Source organism: Anaerotignum sp. MB30-C6, assembly GCF_030908465.1.
GTDB lineage: Bacteria > Bacillota > Clostridia > Lachnospirales > Anaerotignaceae > Chakrabartyella.
Genome location: NZ_CP133078.1, coordinates 1087747 through 1109241, shown reverse-complemented (window position 1 = coordinate 1109241; position 21495 = coordinate 1087747). Strand labels below are relative to the sequence as shown.

The 21495-nt window shown below is 39.5% G+C and carries 15 protein-coding genes and 1 tRNA gene; 5 read left to right on the top strand and 11 right to left on the bottom strand.

Annotated features, from left to right (window positions below; translation table 11 throughout):
- The first annotated feature begins 65 nt into the window (after positions 1–65).
- Entirely contained in the window at positions 66–1457 is a 1392-nt protein-coding gene (pdxR, locus tag RBQ60_RS05675; protein ID WP_307885608.1) for a MocR-like pyridoxine biosynthesis transcription factor PdxR, read from the top strand.
- A 231-nt stretch (positions 1458–1688) separates the two neighbouring features.
- Here pdxR and RBQ60_RS05670 read toward each other — a convergent pair whose 3' ends face one another.
- From RBQ60_RS05670 to RBQ60_RS05655, 4 genes are all read right to left on the bottom strand, one after another.
- Positions 1689–2432 carry an ABC transporter permease gene (locus RBQ60_RS05670; protein ID WP_307885607.1) on the bottom strand — a complete coding sequence of 248 codons (744 nt, stop codon included), beginning with the start codon at positions 2430–2432 and terminating at the stop codon, positions 1689–1691.
- Complete coding sequence (locus RBQ60_RS05665) at positions 2419–3153, bottom strand: ABC transporter ATP-binding protein (RefSeq protein WP_307885606.1); 735 nt, start codon at positions 3151–3153, stop codon at positions 2419–2421. Before RBQ60_RS05665 ends, RBQ60_RS05670 begins: the two co-directional genes overlap by 14 nt.
- A gap of 56 nt (positions 3154–3209) precedes the next feature.
- Positions 3210–4052, bottom strand: coding sequence for a MerR family transcriptional regulator (locus RBQ60_RS05660; protein ID WP_307885605.1), 843 nt, complete (start codon positions 4050–4052; stop codon positions 3210–3212).
- Positions 4053–4330: 278 nt separating this feature from the next.
- Positions 4331–4418: transfer RNA gene (locus RBQ60_RS05655), tRNA-Ser, on the bottom strand.
- Between the two features lie 258 nt (positions 4419–4676).
- Between RBQ60_RS05655 and RBQ60_RS05650 the strand changes: the two genes are divergently transcribed.
- Together RBQ60_RS05650 and RBQ60_RS05645 are read left to right on the top strand one after the other, a co-directional pair.
- Positions 4677–6653, top strand: coding sequence for a DNA gyrase/topoisomerase IV subunit B (locus RBQ60_RS05650; RefSeq protein WP_307885604.1), 1977 nt, complete (start codon positions 4677–4679; stop codon positions 6651–6653).
- Between the two features lie 19 nt (positions 6654–6672).
- A complete protein-coding gene (locus RBQ60_RS05645) occupies positions 6673–8901 on the top strand; it encodes a DNA gyrase/topoisomerase IV subunit A (RefSeq protein WP_307885603.1) in 2229 nt (742 codons plus the stop codon).
- 183 nt (positions 8902–9084) lie between these two features.
- Here the strand turns inward: RBQ60_RS05645 and RBQ60_RS05640 are convergent, their stop codons facing one another.
- The 3 genes from RBQ60_RS05640 to RBQ60_RS05630 all read right to left on the bottom strand — a co-directional run bounded on the left by RBQ60_RS05640 (position 9085) and on the right by RBQ60_RS05630 (position 14161).
- Entirely contained in the window at positions 9085–10512 is a 1428-nt protein-coding gene (locus tag RBQ60_RS05640) for an RDD family protein (RefSeq protein WP_307885602.1), read from the bottom strand.
- Between the two features lie 535 nt (positions 10513–11047).
- Entirely contained in the window at positions 11048–12325 is a 1278-nt protein-coding gene (locus RBQ60_RS05635; RefSeq protein ID WP_307885601.1) for an L-cysteine desulfidase family protein, read from the bottom strand.
- A 411-nt stretch (positions 12326–12736) separates the two neighbouring features.
- Complete coding sequence (locus RBQ60_RS05630; protein WP_307885600.1) at positions 12737–14161, bottom strand: sigma-54 interaction domain-containing protein; 1425 nt, start codon at positions 14159–14161, stop codon at positions 12737–12739.
- 471 nt (positions 14162–14632) lie between these two features.
- Between RBQ60_RS05630 and RBQ60_RS05625 the strand changes: the two genes are divergently transcribed.
- The gene (locus RBQ60_RS05625) at positions 14633–15628 is read left to right on the top strand and encodes a lipoate--protein ligase (RefSeq protein WP_307885599.1); all 996 of its coding nucleotides are present in this window, start codon (positions 14633–14635) and stop codon (positions 15626–15628) included.
- Positions 15629–15711: 83 nt separating this feature from the next.
- Complete coding sequence (gene lipA / locus RBQ60_RS05620; protein WP_307885598.1) at positions 15712–16566, top strand: lipoyl synthase; 855 nt, start codon at positions 15712–15714, stop codon at positions 16564–16566.
- 233 nt (positions 16567–16799) lie between these two features.
- On the opposite strand, the gene RBQ60_RS05615 is transcribed toward lipA, so the two are convergent.
- From RBQ60_RS05615 to RBQ60_RS05600, 4 genes are read right to left on the bottom strand one after another with little or no spacing between them, the layout of a single operon-like run.
- The gene (locus RBQ60_RS05615; RefSeq protein ID WP_307885597.1) at positions 16800–18140 is read right to left on the bottom strand and encodes a TolC family protein; all 1341 of its coding nucleotides are present in this window, start codon (positions 18138–18140) and stop codon (positions 16800–16802) included.
- Between the two features lie 14 nt (positions 18141–18154).
- Positions 18155–19363 carry an ABC transporter permease gene (locus RBQ60_RS05610; protein ID WP_307885596.1) on the bottom strand — a complete coding sequence of 403 codons (1209 nt, stop codon included), beginning with the start codon at positions 19361–19363 and terminating at the stop codon, positions 18155–18157.
- Entirely contained in the window at positions 19360–20562 is a 1203-nt protein-coding gene (locus RBQ60_RS05605; protein ID WP_307885595.1) for an ABC transporter permease, read from the bottom strand. The genes RBQ60_RS05610 and RBQ60_RS05605 overlap by 4 nt, the downstream gene beginning before the upstream one ends.
- A complete protein-coding gene (locus tag RBQ60_RS05600; protein ID WP_307885594.1) occupies positions 20559–21458 on the bottom strand; it encodes an HlyD family secretion protein in 900 nt (299 codons plus the stop codon). Before RBQ60_RS05600 ends, RBQ60_RS05605 begins: the two co-directional genes overlap by 4 nt.
- Positions 21459–21495 lie beyond the last annotated feature (37 nt).

Here is a 21495-nt window from a genome sequence, read left to right as displayed (position 1 = left end):
ATTGGTTCTTTTAAGTTCCACATTCACTATATTTTTATAGAACCACTCTAAGGGAGGTACCGGATATGATATACATAGGTATTAATAGAAAATCAAGCAGTTCTCTTTCACATCAAATTTATCACGCATTGAAAGAAGCTGTGCTTTTGGGAACAATCAAACCAGGTGAAAAACTCCCCTCTACCAGGGAACTCTCAAAAGATTTAAATGTAGCAAGAAACGTTGTAGTAGAAAGTTTTGAACAGCTTATCGCTGAGGGATATGCCTATACAAAAAAAGGCTCTGGTACTTTTATCTGTACGGGGCTTCAACTTAAACGAGTCGATGGAACCACTCCAAGAAAATTAACCCCTCCAAAAAAAAACACGTCGAAGGATATCATCTCCTTTCGCACAGGCATACCAGATTTAGCGGCAATTCCTATGAAAAAGTGGGCACAAACATATCATAGAATCGCCTTTGATATAACACCATCCCAACTGGATTACCAAGACTCTTTTGGTGATTATGAGTTGAGAACACAGATTTCTTTATACTTGAATCGGGCAAGAGGTGCCCATGCATTCCCAGAAAATATCATGATTACAAATGGCGCAGCCCAATCTTTTAGTCTATTGTCCCAATTATTTTCGAAAACGGATTATGCTTTAGTAGAAAACCCTTTGAGCCATGGTATTTTGCATACACTAGGTGCCAATGGAATAAAAATGTCTCCAATAAATGTAGATAGCCAAGGAATGGTAACGTCTGAACTACCTAATTTTCCTCCAAAGCTGATTTTCACAACTCCAAGCCATCAATTCCCCACGGGTGTTGTTCTCCCAGCTGGTCGAAGAATTGAATTGATAAAGTACGCACAACGCCATGGTTCTTATATCGTTGAAGACGATTATGACAGTGAGTTTCGATTTGATGGCAGTCCCATACAATCCATGCAATATCTAGACCCAGAAAGAGTAATCTACGTTGGGACATTTTCAAAAACACTGATGCCAGCTTTGCGTATTGGTTATATGGTTCTTCCTACTGCCCTTTGCAAAAAAATGAAAAGAATTAAATTTGTGGCTGACTTGCATTCTCCTATTCTTGAGCAATTGACTTTAGCCGAATTCTTAAAAGCAGGGCACTTTGAGCAACATATCAGAAAAATGCGGAAACTGTATGTGAAAAAACGAAACCACTTGGTCAATTGCCTAAAGGATTCCTTTGGAAAAAGGGTTCAAATCACTGGTGCTGAAACAGGGTTACACTTAGTGGCTTCCTTTGATGGTGTTTATTTTGATAAGGCCATGATTGGTAAAATCAAAGAAAATGGCATTGAGATTGCCCCAGTAAATCAACACTATTTGTTATTAGAAACACAGTCACAGTATGATCATTCTTTAATCTTTGGATATGGAAACATGACAATAGAAGAGATTGAACAGGGTATAAAAAAGTTAGCCACTTTATTTTAGAATTCTATTGTTAACCACCTTAATGATACAAAGGGTAGAAAAAGATACACTCCTTTCCACCCTTTTTCTGAACCTTCTCATCTTAGAAGCTGTATTCTATGGCAACAGATGAATCCTGAAATCCATTGGTTATTCGTAGTATACGTAGTTCCACAGATAACCATCTACAGACCCTCTATTGCTTAGAGGGTCTGTGTCGGGTTAAAACAAAAATCATCTTCTCATCTCCCATTATTCCCATTTAAAAAATCGAATCGTTACCCCCGTACAAACAACAGCTAGTATGGTCAAAATAGCAATGGGAAGCATAACATTCTCCAAAGGCAGACCCAGTGTAGCAGATTTCAATATCTTGATTCCTTGGGTTAGGGGTAGTACATCCACTACTTTTTGCAACACCTTTGGCATGGCTTCGTAGGGTACGGTGGCACCTGAAAATATTAACATGGGGAAGTACAATATGCTAGCGATAACACCAGCATCTTTCGTATTTTTCGCAATTCCGCCCACCATCATGCCGATGGAAAATAAAGAAAGCATCACCAGTAACCACCCCAGTATAAATTGAAACATACTCCCCTGCATACGAAAATCAAAAAATGTATTGGCAACAATAAATAGGGAAATCAAGGACATAATGGAATAAATTCCGTAAATTGTAACTTGAACCAGTAAAATTACCCAAGGTTTTACCGGGGTAACTTTCAATCTTTTTAGAATTTGCTTGCTGCGATAGTCGGAAACTACCAAAGGCAAACCCATTACACCTCCAGCACAAATGGCAATTGTGGCAATGGCCCCAAAGGACTGCTCCAAAAAGGTGTATCTTGCACCATCAAAAGCAGGTTTGTCACCATAAATAATGCCAAGGACAACTAGAACAACAATAGGCATACAGACGGCGAAAATAACCATATCCATACCACGAAGGGATAACTTAAGCTCTGTTTTTAGCATTGTGTTAAAAGTTTTCATTATCTTTCTCCTCCTCATCTGTATACCAAAGATATGCATCCTCCAATTTTTCGTAAGGGCTGTCTTCAACGGCTTCTTGAACGGTTCCTCTGAAAACCACTTTGCCTTTCTTCAAAATACAAATAGTGTCGCAAAGGACTTCAACTTCATCCATAAAGTGAGAGGTTAGGAGCATCGTTAGCCCTTTATCTTTTAACTCTTTTAAAATATGCCACACCTCTCTTCTTGCCCTTGCATCCAAACCTGTAGTTAACTCGTCAAGAAAAACCACCTCTGGGTTTGGTATTAAGGCAAGGATGATAAATAGTCTTTGTCTTTGCCCACCAGAAAGCTCCTTTACCAAAGCGTTACTTTTGTGCCCTATGCCAAATTTGTTTAGCAAAGCATTGAAGTCAGCAGGTTTTTTATAAAGGGATGCAGTAACCTGACACAGCTCCCCTACACGTATATTTTCCTGATAATTTGCCTCCTGAAACTGAACGCCAACCTTTTCGAACAATTCTTTTCTTCTTTTTACGAGATTCACACCCAAAATACATACCCTTCCATTGTCTAGGGGTTTTGTTCCAATGATGCACTCAATAGTGGTGCTTTTGCCCGCACCATTGGCCCCAAGCAACCCAAATACCGTGCCTTTCTCAACGGAAAAGCTAAGGTTATCTACGGCTATTTGCTTCCCATAGGATTTTTTTAGATTTTCTACTTTGATAACATAGTCCATTTTTTCTTCCTCCTTTTTGTGATAAAAGAAGAATAACACCAAACAAAAGTCTGGTGTTAAAGTAGAGGGTTTGCATATTTATTTTTCATATTAAAAAGGATTGATTTCATTCCAATCCCGTTTTCTCTTGCACTTCCTAAAGATACAATCAACCTATCGCAAACCGAAATAATGTCTTCGTTTTGATGCGGCGTATTCAACACTGCGCTAATATCCACTTCCAAATCCTTATCAACCTCATTCATCATACGAAGAATTGCGGAAAGAGAATAATTCGCACACTTCAAAGATCGAATAATTTTCAGTTTCCTGATATCTTCATCAGAATACATACGATACCCATTTTCTTTACGCTTTACTTTTAATAGACCGTTCATTTCCCAATTACGGAGGGTGTCCATGGTGATTTCCAATAAATCCGAAACTTCCTTCCGCTTTAAGCTATGGCTATTACCTTGGGTGCTGCCTTGTAACAACTCTTTGGCAATTTCCACTGCCTCATTGGCATTTGATATCTCCTTTTCAACAGCTAAAATATATTCTTCTGTATACTTAATTGCTTTATCAAATTCACATTGAGCCGACAGCTTTACAATGGAAACTGCTTTTTTTCGTAGTCCATTTTGCAAAACCTCTATCTGAAAGGCAGTACGAGCCAATTTAAGTTGCTGAATATGTAAATTTGTAAAATTACGGTATCCATTTTCTTTTCGCATGGGTTTCGAAATTAACCCCAAATCCTCATACATTCTTACAGTATTTGGATGTATGCCAATGATTTTAGCTACTTCATTTGTTTTATATCTCTTATTAATACCACCCACCCCCTTCTTTTTCACAACATAAACATATATTTTATGGCCCACATTCATGTGGCTTTTTTCATTGAATGCAAGCATAAGCCCTATTATCCATTCCTCTTCCTTATCCCTTCTCTGTAAGAAGTATATCTTCAATTATAAGTTTAGAATGCCTCAAAAATATAAGGCGTAAATTTCTAATGTTTTTTAGTAGATTATAGCATGAAAAAAACCAGTAAAAAAGACTTTTCAACCCAATAGGAAAAGCACGATAGCATAAATAAGCCATCGTGCTTAAACCATTTATCATTATCTATATAGGTTCAAATTAAGAAAAAATCGGCAAATTTCATCTCTAATTTGCCAATCTATCTTAGCGGAGACGGTGGGATTCGAACCCACGGACGGGGTTAACCGTCAAACGATTTCGAGTCGTTCTCGTTATGACCACTTCGATACGTCTCCGGATAAATTTTGCATTTCTGGCTATCCCTGAAACACAAAATTACTATTTTGTTTGATTGCTTCTTCGCAACAACAATTTAGCCCATTAATTATACCAACCTTTGCATAAAAAATCAAGATTTTTGTAAATAATTTTCCATAAGGGTTTTCTGACCGCCTTGACACCAAAACCAAACTAATGTAAATTAATATATATTGGGAGTATTTTACTTCCTTCTTATATATATGGGATCAGATAACAAAAAAAGCAGGTGTTTTATGAAATCTAAACAAAATTCGAACTATACAAATGAGAGTATCACCTCTCTAAAAGGTGCAGATCGTGTGCGACTTCGCCCAGGGGTTATTTTTGGTTCCGATGGCCTCGATGGCTGTGAGCACGCAGTATTTGAAATTCTATCTAACTCTATAGATGAGGCACGAGAAGGCTACGGAAAAAAAATCGAAGTCGTTCGCTACATTGACCATTCCATTATGGTAAAAGATTACGGGCGTGGTATCCCCGTGGATTATAACAACAATGAGGGTCGGTTTAACTGGGAATTGGTTTTCTGCGAGCTTTACGCAGGGGGCAAGTATCAAAATAATACAGGGGAAAACTACGAGTTTAGCTTGGGCTTAAACGGCCTCGGTACCTGTGCAACCCAGTACGCCTCAGAATATATGGATGCAATCATTTATCGTGATAATACTTGTTACAGTCTCCACTTTGAAAAGGGAGAAAATGTCGGGGGTCTTTTAAAAGAGCCTGCGGAAAAGCATCCTACTGGATCGCAGATTAAGTGGCGTCCCGACCGAGATGTATTTACCGATATTAATATTCCCCTTTCTTATTTTCAAGATATTTTGAAAAAACAAGCCGTGGTAAATGCAGGCTTGACCTTTGAATTATTTGATGAAGAAAGTGGCGAGAAATTTTTCTATTGTTACGAAAATGGGATTAAAGATTATCTGGTAGAGCTTTCCGGAAAAAACAATCTTACCGATGTGTATTATGTTCAAACAGAAACAAAGGGCCGAGATCGTGAGGACAAGCCCGAATATAAGCTTAAATTCGAGGCGGCTTTTTGCTTTAACAATCAGGTGAATGCTTTGGAATATTACCATAACTCCAGCTTTTTGGAGTATGGCGGATCCCCTGATAAGGCAGTGAAAAACGCCTTTGTTTTTGCTATAGATAAATATTTAAAGACCAATAATCTATATAAAAAAGACGAAAAGAAAATAACCTTTACCGATATTGAAGACAGTTTGATTTTAGTCATCAACTCCTTCTCTACCGTTACAAGCTACGAAAACCAAACAAAACGATCCATCACTAATAAATTCATACAAGATGCGATGACTGACTTTTTCCGTGAACAATTGGAAATTTATTTTATTGAAAATAAAATGGATGGCGACAAGATTTCAGCTCAGATTTTGGCAAATAAGCGTAGCCGTGAAACGGCGGAAAAAACCCGTATTTCTATCCGTAAAAAGCTGACAGGCACTTTGGATATGAACAACCGTGTGGAAAAATTCGTGAACTGCCGTACCAAAGATACAAATCGACGGGAAATTTACATCGTTGAGGGCGATTCCGCTCTGGGTGCTTGTAAACTTGGCAGAGATGCAGAATTTCAGGCAATCATTCCCATTCGAGGTAAAATTTTAAATTGCCTGAAGGCAGATTATAACAAAATTTTTGCCAACGACATCATCACCGACCTTTTGAAAGTTTTGGGCTGTGGCGTTGAAATCAAATCGAAGCATACCTCCGACTTAAACTCTTTCGATTTAAGCCAGTTGCGTTGGAGCAAGATTATTCTTTGCACCGATGCCGATGTGGACGGTTTTCAGATTCGTACCCTACTTTTAACCATGCTCTATCGATTGGTTCCTACCTTGATTCATGAGAAAAAAGTTTATATTGCCGAGTCACCTCTGTATGAGATTAGCAACGGAAAGCAAACCTACTTTGCTTACTCTGAAGGTGAAAAAGCAGAGATTATTGGAAAACTTAAAGGCAAAGTGAAAATCAACCGTTCTAAGGGGCTTGGTGAGAACCAGCCTGAAATGATGTGGGAAACCACCATGAACCCTGCATCAAGACGGTTGATTTTGGTGACTCCCGACGATGCCGAGCTTACTCAGCAAACATTCGAGCTTTTGTTGGGGGAAAATTTAGCAGGCAGAAAAGAATTTATTGCCGAAGAAGGCTACAAATATCTGGATTTTACAGACATAAGTTAAAGAAAGACGGTGTACCAACATGGCAAAAAAGAAAAATACAACTACTGAGGCCAAAGAAAACCACATTCATGAGCAGGTCATTACCCAAACTTTGGAAATCAACTATATGCCCTATGCTATGAGTGTTATTGTTTCCCGTGCAATACCTGAAATTGACGGCTTTAAGCCTTCCCATAGGAAGCTTCTGTATACCATGTACCTTATGAACTTGCTCAAAGGGGACAGGACAAAATCCTCCAACGTGGTAGGTCAAACCATGAAGCTTAATCCCCATGGTGACGGGGCAATATACGAAACTCTGGTTCGTTTAACCGAGGGAAACGGTGCCCTGTTGGTTCCTTTTGTGGATTCCAAAGGTAACTTTGGTAAGCAGTACTCTAAAGATATGGCTTATGCAGCACCCCGTTATACTGAGGTGAAATTGGGAACTATTTGCAACGAGCTTTTCGGGAATATTGAAAAAAACACAGTGGATTTTGTCGATAATTATGACGGCACGATGAAGGAACCAACCCTTTTACCCACTACCTTCCCCAATATTTTGGCGAATCCAAACTTGGGTATCGCTGTTGGTATGGCAAGCTCCATTTGCAGCTTTAATTTGACTGAGCTTTGTGAGGCAACCATACAATACATCAAGGACGACTCCATTAACCTTTGCGATCACCTCCCCGCCCCAGATTTTTCTACGGGTGGCCAGTTGATATACAACCGCAAAGATTTGGAAAGGATTTATAAAACAGGCCGTGGTAGCTTTAAACTACGGGCTAAATATCGATTTGATAAGAAAAATAGTTGTATCGAAGTTTATGAAATCCCCTATACCACAAATATCGAAAGTATCATTGATAAAATATTGGTTTTGGTGAAAAGCGGTAAAATTAGGGATATTACCGACGTTAGAGACGAAACGGACTTAAACGGCTTAAAAATCACTTTAGACATCAAACGCAACACCGATCCTGAGCTTTTGATGCACAAGCTTTTTAGCCTCACCCCCCTTCTCGACAGCTTTAGCTGTAACTTTAACGTCCTCATTCACGGCAAACCAATGACCTTGGGCGTTGGTGATATTTTAAAGCATTGGGTAGATTTTCGAGTTGACTCTATCCACCGCCAGCTTGCTTATGATGTGCATAAAAAAGAAGAAAAATTCCATTTGTTGCAAGGTCTTTCCAAAATTCTTATGGATATAGACAAAGCAATTTCTATTATCCGAAACACTGAGCAGGAAAGCATGGTTGTACCAAATTTAATGAGTGGGTTTGAAATTGACCAAATACAGTCGGAGTATATTGCTGAAATCAAGCTTAGGAATATCAATAAAGAGTATATTTTAAAACGTATTGAAGAGCTGAAAACTTTGGAAGAAGAAATCAAAGAACTAAAAGATACCTTGAAAAGCAACACAAAAATTCGAAATATTATCTGCAAGCAACTAAAATATGTGCAGAAAAAATTCGGAAAGCCTAGAAAAACGGAAATCGTTCAAGAGGAAGAGGTTGTTACCATTACAAAGGATGACCTCATAGAAGATTACGGCGTACGTCTTTTCCTTACTGAAGAGAATTATTTCAAAAAAATCCCTCTATCCTCTTTGCGTTCCTCAGGAGAACAAAAGCTGAAAGATGAGGACAGAATTGTTGACGAGCTGGAAACCACCAACCGTACAGACATCCTATTTTTCTCCGACCAATATAATGTTTATAAAATGAAAGCACATGATATTCCCGATACAAAAGCCAGTATTTTAGGTGATTATTTGCCCAACCTTCTCGGCATGGAAGTGGATGAGAAAATTCTATACATGACTGCCACTGCGGATTATTCAGGCTTCATGGTTTTCTTCTTTGAAAACGGCAAAGTCTCAAAAGTTCAACTTTCGGCTTATGCAACCAAAATGAACCGACGGAAATTGGTGAATGCTTATTCCTCCCGTTCTAAGCTGGTTTATATGGAAAAACTAGACTCGGAAACTGACTTTGTTTTGATGCGAAACAATGACAAGGCTACCTTGTTAAACACAGAAATGATCCCCATAAATGCATCAAGAAGTGCAGCAGGTGTTCAAGTTTATACTTTAAAGAAAAACAGCACTGTTTCCACAGTGTTCAAACCTGAGGATTTCTCTTCAGAAAATATTGAATATTACCGAGCTAAAAAAATCCCTTCCACAGGGCATTTCATTCAAGAAAAAGATAAGGTAGCAAACGGGTTGCAAGAACAGATGGGCTTAGGTGTTGAATAAAAGCACATAAAAGAAAAACTGTTTTCGGGTAAATCTACGAAAACAGTTTTTCTTTATTTCTCTCTATCAAAGCAATATAACGTATTTATGTAAAACAAGTATAAAGAAAAGTTTACATATTACTTTTCACTGAAAACTATTACTTCTCACCGAGAGTAAGTCACCTATACTTTGCAGGAACACTTAATCCTCCTTTGTAACAGAAAACGTCATTTTGTAGTACGCTCTTTCGGCATACTCAGATGGGAACAGCACAGAGTCATCCTCATTGCCTTCATAGCCCTCCTGCTCCACCAGGCAAAAATACCTAGTATTGCCAAAGTTAAAATCGAAATCATCGTCCAATTGCATCCTATCTAAAATATATTCTGCGTCCCACAATAGCCCTACTTCTTCATCTGTACAGCCAAACGCATAGGCAATCAGCATTTGCTCTTCGCTTTCCACTTGGGTATAATGTTCCTGATTCTCCACCTCATATACGAAAGAAACACCTTTTAAATACCCATCCTCTATTTCATATTTAAAGTTCGGACGTCCCCCCTCCAAAAGTTCAATAGCACTCTCGAACGAAGATAGTTCTACATTCTGCTCTACCATCTGTCCTTTTTCATTCATGTACCAACCTTCGTTGGCATCAATATATTTGCAGAAATAGTTATAGTTTTCCGCAAATTGCTCTAGGGTAATATCTCCACGGTTTGGGGGCAACAGCTGACCCAGCACAAGTACCGTATGGATAAATATATAAATTAGAGACAAGGTAATAAAGCCTACCCCTCGGTACCATTTCGTATCCTTTATCGTGTACACAAGGTCTTCATCCCAAGGCTGAACTTCTTCTGCCTTACATAGCTTGTAACTCTTATACAAACGTACTAAATTATAAATAGGAATATAATAACCTTCACCTTTGCCAATAACACCCCATGTACGCCGCAGTCCCTCTGCATAAGAAAGGAGAGTTCCGTCAGCCTTTTCTATCCTTAATCCAAAAATCCATTTTCCGAGGGTCGTGCCGAAACGCCCCAACAACAAAGGTTCTGTCAAAAGCACCATAGCCAAGATTACTACGGTCCCCACTACATCCAACAGTAAACCTTCAACCAGTATGTTTACATGGCAAACGTAGGCAAGAAATAGATTCCAAATGAAACCATATATACAAGCATCAGAAGTTCTGGCAAAGAATCTACGCCACGGGTGATAAACTTGATTGCGAAAGCTTGTGTTAAAAGAAAAAATACCCTCAGGTGCATGGGAGCCCATCTGATCTAGAAACTTCTTTGCATCAAAATTCTCCAAATTTGCCCCTTCAGCAAGGATTTGGTTGCAGATTTCCCTTCCCAAGCAATCTTCCTCTAAGCGGCTATACTGCCTTCTTATCAAGGACTCTAAGGTTTTCTCTCCACTTTTAAGCTGACTGAAATCATTTTCCGAAAAACCCATTTCCTCCAAAAGCCATAGCCTACGGAGCATCTCCCCGTCGGTATCTGAATATACTAACGCCCCATCTTCTGTTCGTTTTGGCGCAATCAGTCCTAGCTTGCGGAAACGCTCAACGGCGTTCAATTCCACACCATACGCCTCCGTGATTTCTTCCCTCGTCATCTTTTTTCCCCCTTTAAAATTACTCCCATGAGACTTTCCCTTGTAATCAGTAACGGCCAAAACGATCCTGCTAAAAACAAAAGGGCACATCACTAACTTGAAATTTGTAAAATATTACCTGTAATATTTTACCAGTCACAAGACTCCACAGCAACGTTTTTCATGAAATGTAAGAGTTTTTTAAGATATAAAGAACCACTTTACTAAAGTAAGAGGTTCTTTTGAAGGGAATGCTCTCATGCGTTACATTTTCCTATATATGATATGTTTTTTTCTTTTGGTCTCCTTAGTAATAGGAACCATGAATTCTCTTTTTCTTCGCCCGAATGACTTGGTTTTTATCAATGGAAGGTTTTCTTTTTTCCCAATACAATACATAGCCCTAAACTACACCTGTTACCCTTAGTTAAAACCCCAAAATCTGGTATTTGAAAAGAGTATTCCTCGCCTTAGAGATGACAACTTCGTTATTTCCATAAACACACGCCGCAAGTTCAGTGAAGAGCCTAGTTTAACCTTATAGCGACTATACACTTTAACTTTTTGATTGCATAATTTCAATAACCTTCATATCCACATGGGCCAATCCTTCATGGGAAAGTTTTGCCAAGCTTTTTGTGGTTTCTTCCGCTTGTTTGCTGATGATACCATCTGTCGCTTGAATGATGCTGTCGTCTAAGGCAAACAACGCAGAGTAAACCGCCTCCCCTGCACATATGGAAAGCTTCAAAGAACATCCGCCTTTGGCCCCGTCACAGAACATACCAGCTACCCCACCCATCATGTTCTGAACAGCACCACTAATTTGATTTATATTACCATCCATCATATAAACCATACCAGCTGCACCACCAGCCCCTGCCAAAGTGGCACCACAAATAGGGGATAAGCGCCCAATATGATGCTTCATATACATAATTATCAACATACCCAAAAATTCCCCTCGCAAAAGCTTCTCTTCGGGAATATCCATATGCTTTGCAAATACTGCCATAGGCACCATGGTCTCAATACCTTGGTTACCACTACCTAAAAACGTCATAACCGATCCATTGCCGCCGCTCATGCGAAAATCACTGGCTGCTGCAGCTAACTGCTTAATATCCGTAATCATATCATTGGAAATTTTCCCGCTATCCGCTAGTTTTTTTAAGGTTGCCCCAACGCCAATGGCATACTTCTTTTTCATACCCAAATCTGCTATGGCAAGGTTCATATCAATACCTTCCTTAATGAAAGCCAAATCTGCCACATCCACGATATTTGCCCAATCATAAAAATCTTTAAAGGTATATTTTGTTATATCAAAAGTATATTCCCTTTCTCCTAAAACGTTAAGCGTACGTTTGTCTACAACTATTTGGCCATTGATCTCTGCCAAAATCATATTCTCGTGGGCATTTTCTGTTATGGTACGTCCTTTTTCCTCTTCATTTGTTGCTACACACTCAATAAAAAATTCACTGCTGGGAAGTACTGTAACAGAAACAAATCCTTGGTTTACTAATTTTTTTGCCTCTTCCACCTGTTCAGGATGAATTTCAGCAAAAATTTCCATAGTATTGCCTTGTTTACTTAACAGGTGTCCCAATGCACAAGAAAGCTCAATACCATTGGTTCCTGTATTTGGAATTTGAACGCTATATGCGTTTTTAAAAATATTCGAGCTAATTGTCATATCCAAATGGGTAGCGGGCTTTGATAAGAGTTCACAGGTTCTAGAAACTGCCAAGCCAATGGCAACGGGTTCCGTACATCCCATACTTGGTTTCATTTCACTTTTCAATCTTTCTAAGACGATATTCATTTCCATAGTTATTCCTCCTTGTAATGAACCATCCTACTCTGGCTCCCTTTGTCTATATAGAAAGCAATTTTTGTGCCAAAATATAAACCTTGAATTTTGGCTTTGCTTTTACAAAGCCTTTTCTCACCTTTGAGAAGACAAAAGTAATGGGCAATAAAAGGCTCTAATTGAATGAAACATTCACCATGTCACCGTATTTCCACCCCACAGACCAAAGAGGGTGGCTTTCATAATAAAAAGATATAAAAAATAATCGTTTAAACCTATAAAAGCCTAAAGGGATTGAATTTTGTTTTTCAAAGACAAAAAGCCCCTTACAAAACATGAAAAATTCATGAATTGCCAAAGGCTTTTTCAACTAACAATATGAAGCAAAATACTTGATCTCAAAAATGAGATGATTTCTCAAAAATGAGATTATAGTAAGTTGTATTTTTTTAATTTCCGATACAGAGTTGCACGGCTTATCTGCAATGTGTCCGCCAAACGTTCTTTATCCTCCACCGACGATTCTTCCTTTATCATATTGGTTAACACACGCTTTTCATACTCCTCCATAATTTTATCCAATGACCATGCCTCGAATCCCTTTGCAGAACGGAGCACAATATGATCAGGTAAGTCTGCAAGTTGTACTTCTTCCCCTTCCACTATGTTAGCCAGATATTCTACAATATTTTTTAATTCCCTTACGTTTCCCGGCCAGTTGTAGTTTACCAATGTTTGCATTGCCTCTGCCGCTACCCCTTGGATATGCTTGCTGAGCTTTTGATTATAATACCCAATATAATACTCCACCAAAGCAGGGATATCCTCTTTTCGTTTGCGTAAGGGAGGTAGTTCGATGGGAATGATATTCAATCGATAATACAAATCCTCACGAAATGTGCCGTCTACCACCATCTGTTCAATATTCTTATTTGTAGCACAAATCACACGAATGTCAATGGAGATAGGCTTTTGTCCGCCAATTCGCTCCAACTTGCTCTCTTGTAAAACACGAAGAAGCTTGGTTTGCAAATGCAAGGGCATATCCCCAATTTCATCTAAAAAAATGCTACTTTTATCTGCCAGTTCAAACTTACCAATGGCCCCTTTTTTCTTCGCCCCAGTAAAGGCGCCCTCCTCGTATCCAAACAGTTCGCTTTCCACCAAGTTTTCAGGAATTGCCGCACAATTAATGGAAATCATAAGTTTATCCCGCCTATGGCTAAGGTCATGAATCATTTTAGCCATAATTTCTTTCCCAGTGCCACTTTCCCCACGCAAAAAAACCGTGGAGTCGGACTTGGCCACCTTACGTCCGATGGCGATTGCCTCTTGCATTTTTTGGCTCTTACCCACAAAAGACCATACTTTATTATCATCATGAACCACTTGTAACTGCTGCTCCAAGCGATCTTTCGCCTCAGAAGTATATAGTTTGCTTTCTAGAAGCATTGTCATATATTTTAAAAATTCTTCCAACTGGGTACGGTTTTTCAAAAGGTTTTTCCGCTGTTTCTCCTGAAACGCAATAATAGAAATTACACCTACCACTACCCCATTTTTAAAAATAGGGTACGCCAAGTTTGCCAATTCTTTGCAGTAAGCCCGTTTTTCGCAACCATTACAATTTGGGTCTTCCGCCACATTTGTAATAATACCACTTTCTCCTGTTTCTAAAATACCATTTATAAAATTAGCATGGGCAATGGTACTGCCAATTTCAATGGCATAGTTTCCCGTGCCTGCCACACGTATCAGTTCGTTATCCACCACTGTTACATCAGACTCCAAAATAGACGAAATCGCTTGGGCATAGGCTTGTATAAAGGTTTGAATTTTCAACAAAGCTGTCACATGGCTCACCTCTTAATTTTTAGTATAGCGGAATTTTTTCTATGGCACAACAAAAAATCGGCCTGGAATAGAAAATTTGCATGGCTATCAGGCATCACTTTTAAGTTAGATACTTTCAATGATGGAATCTTTTGGGTATTAAGCCAAATACCCTTCGTCTATTTTGCCAACTTATTCCTTTCCACAAAATTAGAAGAAACGATCTTTCTGTACCAAATTTTGATTAAAACAGTGTTTTCTATAGTAGTACACACTTTTTCTAAACAAAAATTTTAACCCATATTATTTTCATTTTTCATATATATCAGAGGGGAACTTGAAATTATTTTTACAAAAATTCGTACCCTCTCATCAAAGAAAATCAGCCTTTTCTCAAATTTTACTGTTGTAGAAGCCTCCTCAAACCTTGCCATGCAACCACAAATCTAGTATACTTAAAGTTATATTCTACAAATGATAAGGAGGGCTAATATGATTTTTATTCAGCCAAAATCAACTGACGCTGCTGTTCATTTTGCATCCGAGGAATACTGCATGGCTTCCTTGGCAAAAAACCAAGATATTTTCATGGTGTGGCAAACGGATAACTGTGCTATGTTAGGCAGTAACCAAATCGCCCAAGATGAAATTGATTTTGATCTTGCAAAGCAACATGGAGTGCAAATCGTGCGCCGTTCCAGCGGCGGCGGAACAATTTATACCGATAAAGGTACATTACTTGTTACCCTAATTACCCCCTTTACGCCCGAGGACGACGCAAAGGAAATCGGCAGAACCCGTTTAGCACAGCCAATTATTGCCGCTTTACAGAAAATGGGGATCCAAGCTGAAATCAAAGGGAGAAACGACATGCTTTTAGGCGGGAAAAAAATATCCGGCTTAGCACAGCGTTTGGGGAAAAATTACCTTTGCAGCCATTGTTCCCTTTTATTTGATGCGGACCTTTCCATTTTGGAAAAGATATTGACTGTGGATGAATCCAAAATGAAAAGTAAAGGTATTTCTTCCGTACGTAGTCGTGTTACAAATATTTGTGAGCATCTTACAAAAAAATATACTACACAAGAGTTTAAGGCTCTTTTTATTCAGGCTTTACTGGAAGTTATGCCAATGGAAAAGTATGAATTTAACGAGGAGGAACATGCTCAGATTACAAAAATCCGAGAAGAAAAATATGCAAATCCCCTTTGGACATACCGTACCAATACTAACTTTACCCATCGTAGTGAAAAACGCCTGCCTCTGGGAAAAGTTGAGACTTATTTGGAAGTTCAGGATGGTATCATTGTTTCCTGCTCCATTCGTGGAGACTTCCTTTCCATAAAGCCAATAGAGGAACTGGAAAATCTTCTTGCCAACAAGGCATTTCATAAAGACCAATTAACAGCTTATCTCAACAGCATTGATTTGCTCCCCTATTTTGGTGGTATCACAGCTGATGAGTTTGTATCTGTTTTATTTTCTTAATATAAAGACATAAACAACACTAAAGAGTAGAAAGAAGGCTTAAATTTAAGTTTTCTGCGAATATACAAATGGAGGAAATGAAAATGTTAGAAAAACCCGAATGGTTAAAAAGAACTTATAGAGAAGATCCAAATTTAAAATATGTACGCCAAATGTTAAGCACCCTTCACTTGAACACAATTTGTGACGAAGCAATGTGTCCCAACTTTGTGGATTGCTTTTCTAAAAAAACAGCTACTTTCATGATTTTAGGCGTTAACTGCACCCGTAACTGCCGTTTTTGCAACGTAACCAACAGTGACCCCCAAAGAATTGATGCCGACGAGCCAAAAAGAATTGCGGAGGCAGTATCAAAACTGGGTCTGAAATATGTTGTAATCACTTCCGTAACCAGAGACGACTTGCCCGACGGCGGAGCAGCGCACTTTGCGGCAACCATCCGTTCAATTCATGAATTGAACCCTGATACAGCTGTAGAGGTTTTGATTCCCGACTTGCTGGGAGATAAAGAAGCCTTAAAATTAGTAACAGATGCGAACCCTGAGGTTATTAGCCACAACATAGAAACAGTAAAAGAATTGTATGATCAGGTTCGCCCTCAGGCAATTTATGAAAGATCTTTGGATGTGCTAAAGTCCATTAAAGAATTGGCACCCCATATCCGTTCCAAAACGGGCATTATGCTCGGCCTTGGGGAAAAGACAGAACAGGTTTACGAAGTCATGGATGATTTAAGAGCCGTTGGATGCGAATTCTTGACCATTGGTCAGTACCTTGCGCCATCTGCCGCTCACTATCCCGTTCAGGAATACATCACCCCTGACCAGTTTGACCGTTATGGCAAAATTGCAGAAGAAAAAGGTTTTGCCTTTGTTGCATCTGCACCTTTCGTCCGTAGCTCTTATAATGCAGCGGAAGCCTTAGAAGCAGAGGCATAAAAAAATTATAGAAAATTTATAAAAGCGTGCCGATTATTCAGCACGCTTTTATCTTTGAAAGAAATCTTGTTTTAAAATTTATAAGTGGGCTAGATAAAGCTTATTTGGTCATTAAGAACGACATCTTTTCTAGCATACTAGCAAAACATTACAAAACAACAAAAGGAAGCCTTTCAAAGCCTCCTCTTGTCCATTTGTCGAGTGCATCTAATAAGCAAGCCAAGAAATCAAACTTACGCACCTACCTGCGCTTTATAGGTATCGTAAATATCTAAAGAAGTTCCGCTCATCAAAAGACGGTATTCTTCCCAAGCCAAATCATAATCGTAGGCCGCTGACATCAGAGCCAAATCTGCCTGCTTAAACTGAAGCTCCAAAGCCTGAATTTCCACGGAGGATATCATCCCCAAGGCAGCGGACTTTCTTTGCTGCTCCAACTGTGTTTTTGCCTTATCGTAACTATCCTTTTGTATTTGATAAGCTGATGCAGCTTTATTGATGCTATCTAACTTTTTCTTTAAATCGTTGGCAATGGTAGTTTTTTGATTTTCAATGGCAACGTTTGATATGTCCATATCCAACTCATGGGCTTTGATTTGCCCTGAATAGAGGGTCATGTCATTGGTCTTTTTCTTAGCTTGTTGATAATCCCTACGTAAGGTCTTTAACTGATAGTTTTTATCCGTAGCTTCTTTCAGCAATTCCTCACTGTATTCAGGGGCATACTCGATAACCCTAGCCATATCGGGAGCAACGACCTCCAACTCTTCGTCAATAGGCTTACCCATCAAATCGTTAAGCTGACGTTTTAATAACGTCAAGCCGTCTTTGGCATCTTGAATATCTTTACTCGTTTCGGTCACAGAAAGCTTTGCCTGTGTTAAATCAGTCTTTAGGCTAAGACCTAAGGATTCCTTCTTTTCTTCAATGGTGTAAAGACGTTCCATCAAATCCTGCTTTTCTTCAAGTAAACCTATGCCTTTTTCCACTTGTGCTGTTTTTACTACCAATAGCTGAGATACAATTAAAGCCTGATTATTCCAATCTTCCTGTGTCTTATTCAAGTCCTGCTTTGTATTTTTTAACTCCTGCTGCTGGTCCTCCAACTCATCACGCTTACTATCGGCAATGCTATCGGTCATATCTTCTAGGGCACTAGCGGTTTTTGCGCTTCCTGAAAGTAAGCCGCTGCTGACTACACCCAAAGTATTTTCTGACAGACCAGCACCGGGATCATAGCCCAGTGCACCATCGATTGCGCTCTTTCCTGCACTTGCCGCCTCCCCAGCCTTTCTTCTGGCATGAGCCGCACTATCCTGGGCATCCTTTAAATCACTTAAACCATCATCAATGGCATCTAATCCGGAAAGCACCTTTTTATAATTCAACTCTAACGTTGTTTTCAAGCGGTTGTTTTTCAAAACTTGTTTTTGAATCTCTTCTAATGTCATGGGCCCCTCTAGGGTTTCCTCCTCGGCAACTACAGTTTTTGCAAAAGTTGGTGTTGCCATGCCAAAGGTCAGTACCCCCGCTAAAAGTAAGGCACTCATTTTTCCATATTTAAATTTCACCATATTGATCTCTCCTTTTATGTTCGGCTTACCGCCTGCGCTGTTTCATCCCTCAAAGAAATTTGCAACGCTTGATCTTTTTTTTCAATACGTTTTAATCTTATGGTCCAAATTATACAGCTTAAAACCAAGCAACTGCCGCTAATGCATCCTAAGGTAATCATCTCTTGCTGAATCGCCTCAAAGCCACTACCCATTAGTGCCATGTCTCTGTAGCCTAGGGCAAAATAGGTTAAGGGAAATACCTTGGCCAGTCTCTGATAAAAACTTGTTAATGCCATAGTAGGCCATGTATACCCACTTAATACCAAAGATGGTGAGGTGAATACCAAGGAGAAGGATGTTGCAATTACAGGGTTTGGCAGTATAGCAGAAAAAAGCTGGCCCAGAGTAATAATTGATAAAATAAACAAAGAACTATATGCAACCCAAACTTCAGCGCTGCCTCTCATGGGAATACCGAATTTATTCACCATTATCCAAGTGCAAGCCGCCCAAGTTCCCATGGCAATGATAAAGTAAACCAAACATTTTATAATTACTTGAAAAATAGGATGAACACCCTTTAACTCCCCCAGTCTGTCGCTTTCCTTTTCACGCACCAAAGAAATGGCCGCAAAATAAATTAATACCTGTTGTACCGTTGCAATGATAAAACCAAAGGATAAGAAATAACCAAAGTTATTGGTAGGGTTATACCACTGGCGGGTATAAAAGCCCACAGGATTCATTTTTGCCAAAGCATCCTCTACAGTGGAGCCTTTTGCAACCAAGCTTTTTACCGCCATCTGGGCAGAAACGGTACCTAAAACCTCTGAGCCCTTTACATTTATGGTACTTCCGTAGCTCATGTTTACTCCGTTGGAGCCAAGAAGAACCTGTGCCTGACGTCCATTTTGCAAGTCCTTCGTAAAATCCGAAGGGAAAATCAAACAGCCCACAATTTCTCCATTTTTCATTGCTGTTTCCAACTGATCTTCATTTTCGTAATATCCCATGATTTCAAAATAAGGTGACTGTTGAAAGGCTTCTACTACTTCCCTTGTCTGGGCACTATAACTATAATCCACCACCCCCATTTTCAAATCAGAAAAATAACCTTTTTCATAGCTGGTACCACAAATTAAAGTTATAAAAATAGGAATGCATATCATCAATATTAAAGTACGAGGACGTTTCAACAGATAACACCATTCTCTAAAAAACAAACGAAAAGCTGCTCTCATGCTTGAATAACCCCCTTCTCTCCTACTTTTGGCTGTAGCTTTTTCTTTGCCCGATAAGCACTCCAAATAAAGGCAAGAATGCTCAACACAAAAATAACCAAGGCAAGGATTAATAACATATCCCTACTATGGGCAATGGTTTTTGTTTCGAAACCAACCCCCATCAAAACAATATCCCTTACAGGAGACATAAAATGGGTTGGAGGCAGAAACTGTGCCCCATCCACCAAAGCTTTGGGCATCTCACTATGGGGCCAAGAAAAACCTGATAAGATGAAAAAGGGATATGTCATTGCCATTAACCACTGAATGGCATGGATGGTATTTTTGCTAAGAATACCCAATAAAGCCCCAACCCCAAGGAGGGAAAGAATAAAGCAACCACATAAAATGGCTAAATCCTCCTGATTACCACGCATGGGGAAATCAAAAACTCTAATAATGGTGTAATAGTTAAACAAAATGTTTACATAACCAATAACACCATAAAAAATGAATTTATTTAAAAAATAGATGCCACTCTCTTTCCCTGTCATCTTTCCGGAAAGGATACCCTCTTTTTTTTCCTCGGAAAAGGACGTTGCCACAGTCATTAAGAAAAGTTGATGAAAAATCAAACCGATCAAACCTAATCCCAAGTAAGTCAAGTAGCTAAACTGAGGGTTAAACCACGGACGTAATACCGTAGATATAGGCATAACCTTTGCGGTACCATCGGCAATGGTACTTCCTGCTGCCACAAAGCTTTTTACAGCAATTTGAGAGGAGACAGTTTTCACCACCTGCATAACGGACACCACCGCACTATTTCCAACAATATTATTGGCACTATTTATGCCAACCAAAACTTCAGCCTGCTGACCAAGCTGCAAGGCACGGGTATAATCAGAAGGAATGACGATAACTCCAATCACATCTCCTGACTCCATGAGGCGAAGGGCATCCTCCTGATCCGTAACTACAAAGGGAACATTAAAACGGTCAGACTGGTCAAATGCTTCAATCAGTACCCTTGTTTGGGCAGTAGAATTTACATCCACCGCTGCCAAGGGAATATTGTTTACAACATTGCCGCTAAAAGCACCACAAACCACAATGCTTAATGCAACAGGGGCAATGAGAAACATAAAAAGCATACGTTTATCATGCCAGAGCAACTTCATTTCTCTGACAAAGCCCTTAAAAAATGTTTTTATCATTCTGCCTCACCCACTTCATCCAGGTTAACGCTTACAAGCATACCCGGGTAAAGCATGATATCGTCTTCCCCGGAAAGGGCGATTTTCACTTTATATGTAACAACGTCTTGGTCATTTAGTTCATTTGTAGATTTTTTTACAGCAAAATCTGGATTTTTGCTTACATTTACGATGGTTCCACTAAAAACCGTGTCGGGATAGGCCTTGCTTGTCAAAGGAAGGGTCTGTCCGATTTTCAGTTTTCCTACCTCAAATTCATCTACGTTTGCGTTAACCCAACGGTCGTCATAATCTGTTAAAGATACGATTGTTGTACCGCTGCCCACTAATTCTCCTACAGAAGAAGAAACCAAAGTAACCGTACCATTACAAGGTGCATACTGCGCCGTCTGGCTTAAGTTCAAGTTTACCTCGGAAAGAACACCTTGGGCAGCCTCATACTGGGATGTTGCCGCCTCCACATCCAACTTTGCCGCTTCCAACTGGGTTGTCAACTTATCCATAGTGTCGGGAGCAACGGCCTCAATTTCATATAGTTCTTGGTACTTCGTATATTGTTCCTCCAGCAAAGCAACATTTGCCTGGGCCTTTTCCATAACGGCCTTTGCCCCATTGACTGTTGCAGAAGCCTGGGTCTGCTTTACTTGAACATCTCTTTTATCTGAGGCAAAAAGCAAATCTCCTTTTGCTACCTCCTGTCCCTCGGTTACAGGAATATCTGTCAGGTAACCAGGGATTTTTGCCCGAATATATACCTCTTTACACTCAACGGTACCCGTAACAATGTTTTGTTCTACTACTGTTGCAGTAGCCTCCTCTTCACTAGCCGTGCAGCCGCTAAGCGCACAGCAACCTGCTACCAATAACGCAAGCAAAGCTCTTTTTTTGTTCAACATCTCTTCAAACTCCTTTTCTCATTTTGCTTATTTAAAT

Excerpts from the sequence above, each read along its gene's own strand:
- RBQ60_RS05610 (WP_307885596.1), bottom strand. The coding sequence starts at position 19,363 with ATGAGAGCAGCTTTTCGTTTGTTTTTTAGAGAATGGTGTTATCTGTTG.
- RBQ60_RS05625 (WP_307885599.1), top strand. The coding sequence starts at position 14,633 with ATGATTTTTATTCAGCCAAAATCAACTGACGCTGCTGTTCATTTTGCA.
- RBQ60_RS05600 (WP_307885594.1), bottom strand. The coding sequence starts at position 21,458 with ATGTTGAACAAAAAAAGAGCTTTGCTTGCGTTATTGGTAGCAGGTTGC.
- RBQ60_RS05665 (WP_307885606.1), bottom strand. The coding sequence starts at position 3,153 with ATGGACTATGTTATCAAAGTAGAAAATCTAAAAAAATCCTATGGGAAG.
- RBQ60_RS05635 (WP_307885601.1), bottom strand. The coding sequence starts at position 12,325 with ATGGAAATGAATATCGTCTTAGAAAGATTGAAAAGTGAAATGAAACCA.
- lipA (WP_307885598.1), top strand. The coding sequence starts at position 15,712 with ATGTTAGAAAAACCCGAATGGTTAAAAAGAACTTATAGAGAAGATCCA.
- RBQ60_RS05650 (WP_307885604.1), top strand. The coding sequence starts at position 4,677 with ATGAAATCTAAACAAAATTCGAACTATACAAATGAGAGTATCACCTCT.
- pdxR (WP_307885608.1), top strand. The coding sequence starts at position 66 with ATGATATACATAGGTATTAATAGAAAATCAAGCAGTTCTCTTTCACAT.
- RBQ60_RS05670 (WP_307885607.1), bottom strand. The coding sequence starts at position 2,432 with ATGAAAACTTTTAACACAATGCTAAAAACAGAGCTTAAGTTATCCCTT.
- RBQ60_RS05615 (WP_307885597.1), bottom strand. The coding sequence starts at position 18,140 with ATGGTGAAATTTAAATATGGAAAAATGAGTGCCTTACTTTTAGCGGGG.
- RBQ60_RS05640 (WP_307885602.1), bottom strand. The coding sequence starts at position 10,512 with ATGACGAGGGAAGAAATCACGGAGGCGTATGGTGTGGAATTGAACGCC.
- RBQ60_RS05645 (WP_307885603.1), top strand. The coding sequence starts at position 6,673 with ATGGCAAAAAAGAAAAATACAACTACTGAGGCCAAAGAAAACCACATT.
- RBQ60_RS05605 (WP_307885595.1), bottom strand. The coding sequence starts at position 20,562 with ATGATAAAAACATTTTTTAAGGGCTTTGTCAGAGAAATGAAGTTGCTC.
- RBQ60_RS05660 (WP_307885605.1), bottom strand. The coding sequence starts at position 4,052 with ATGCTTGCATTCAATGAAAAAAGCCACATGAATGTGGGCCATAAAATA.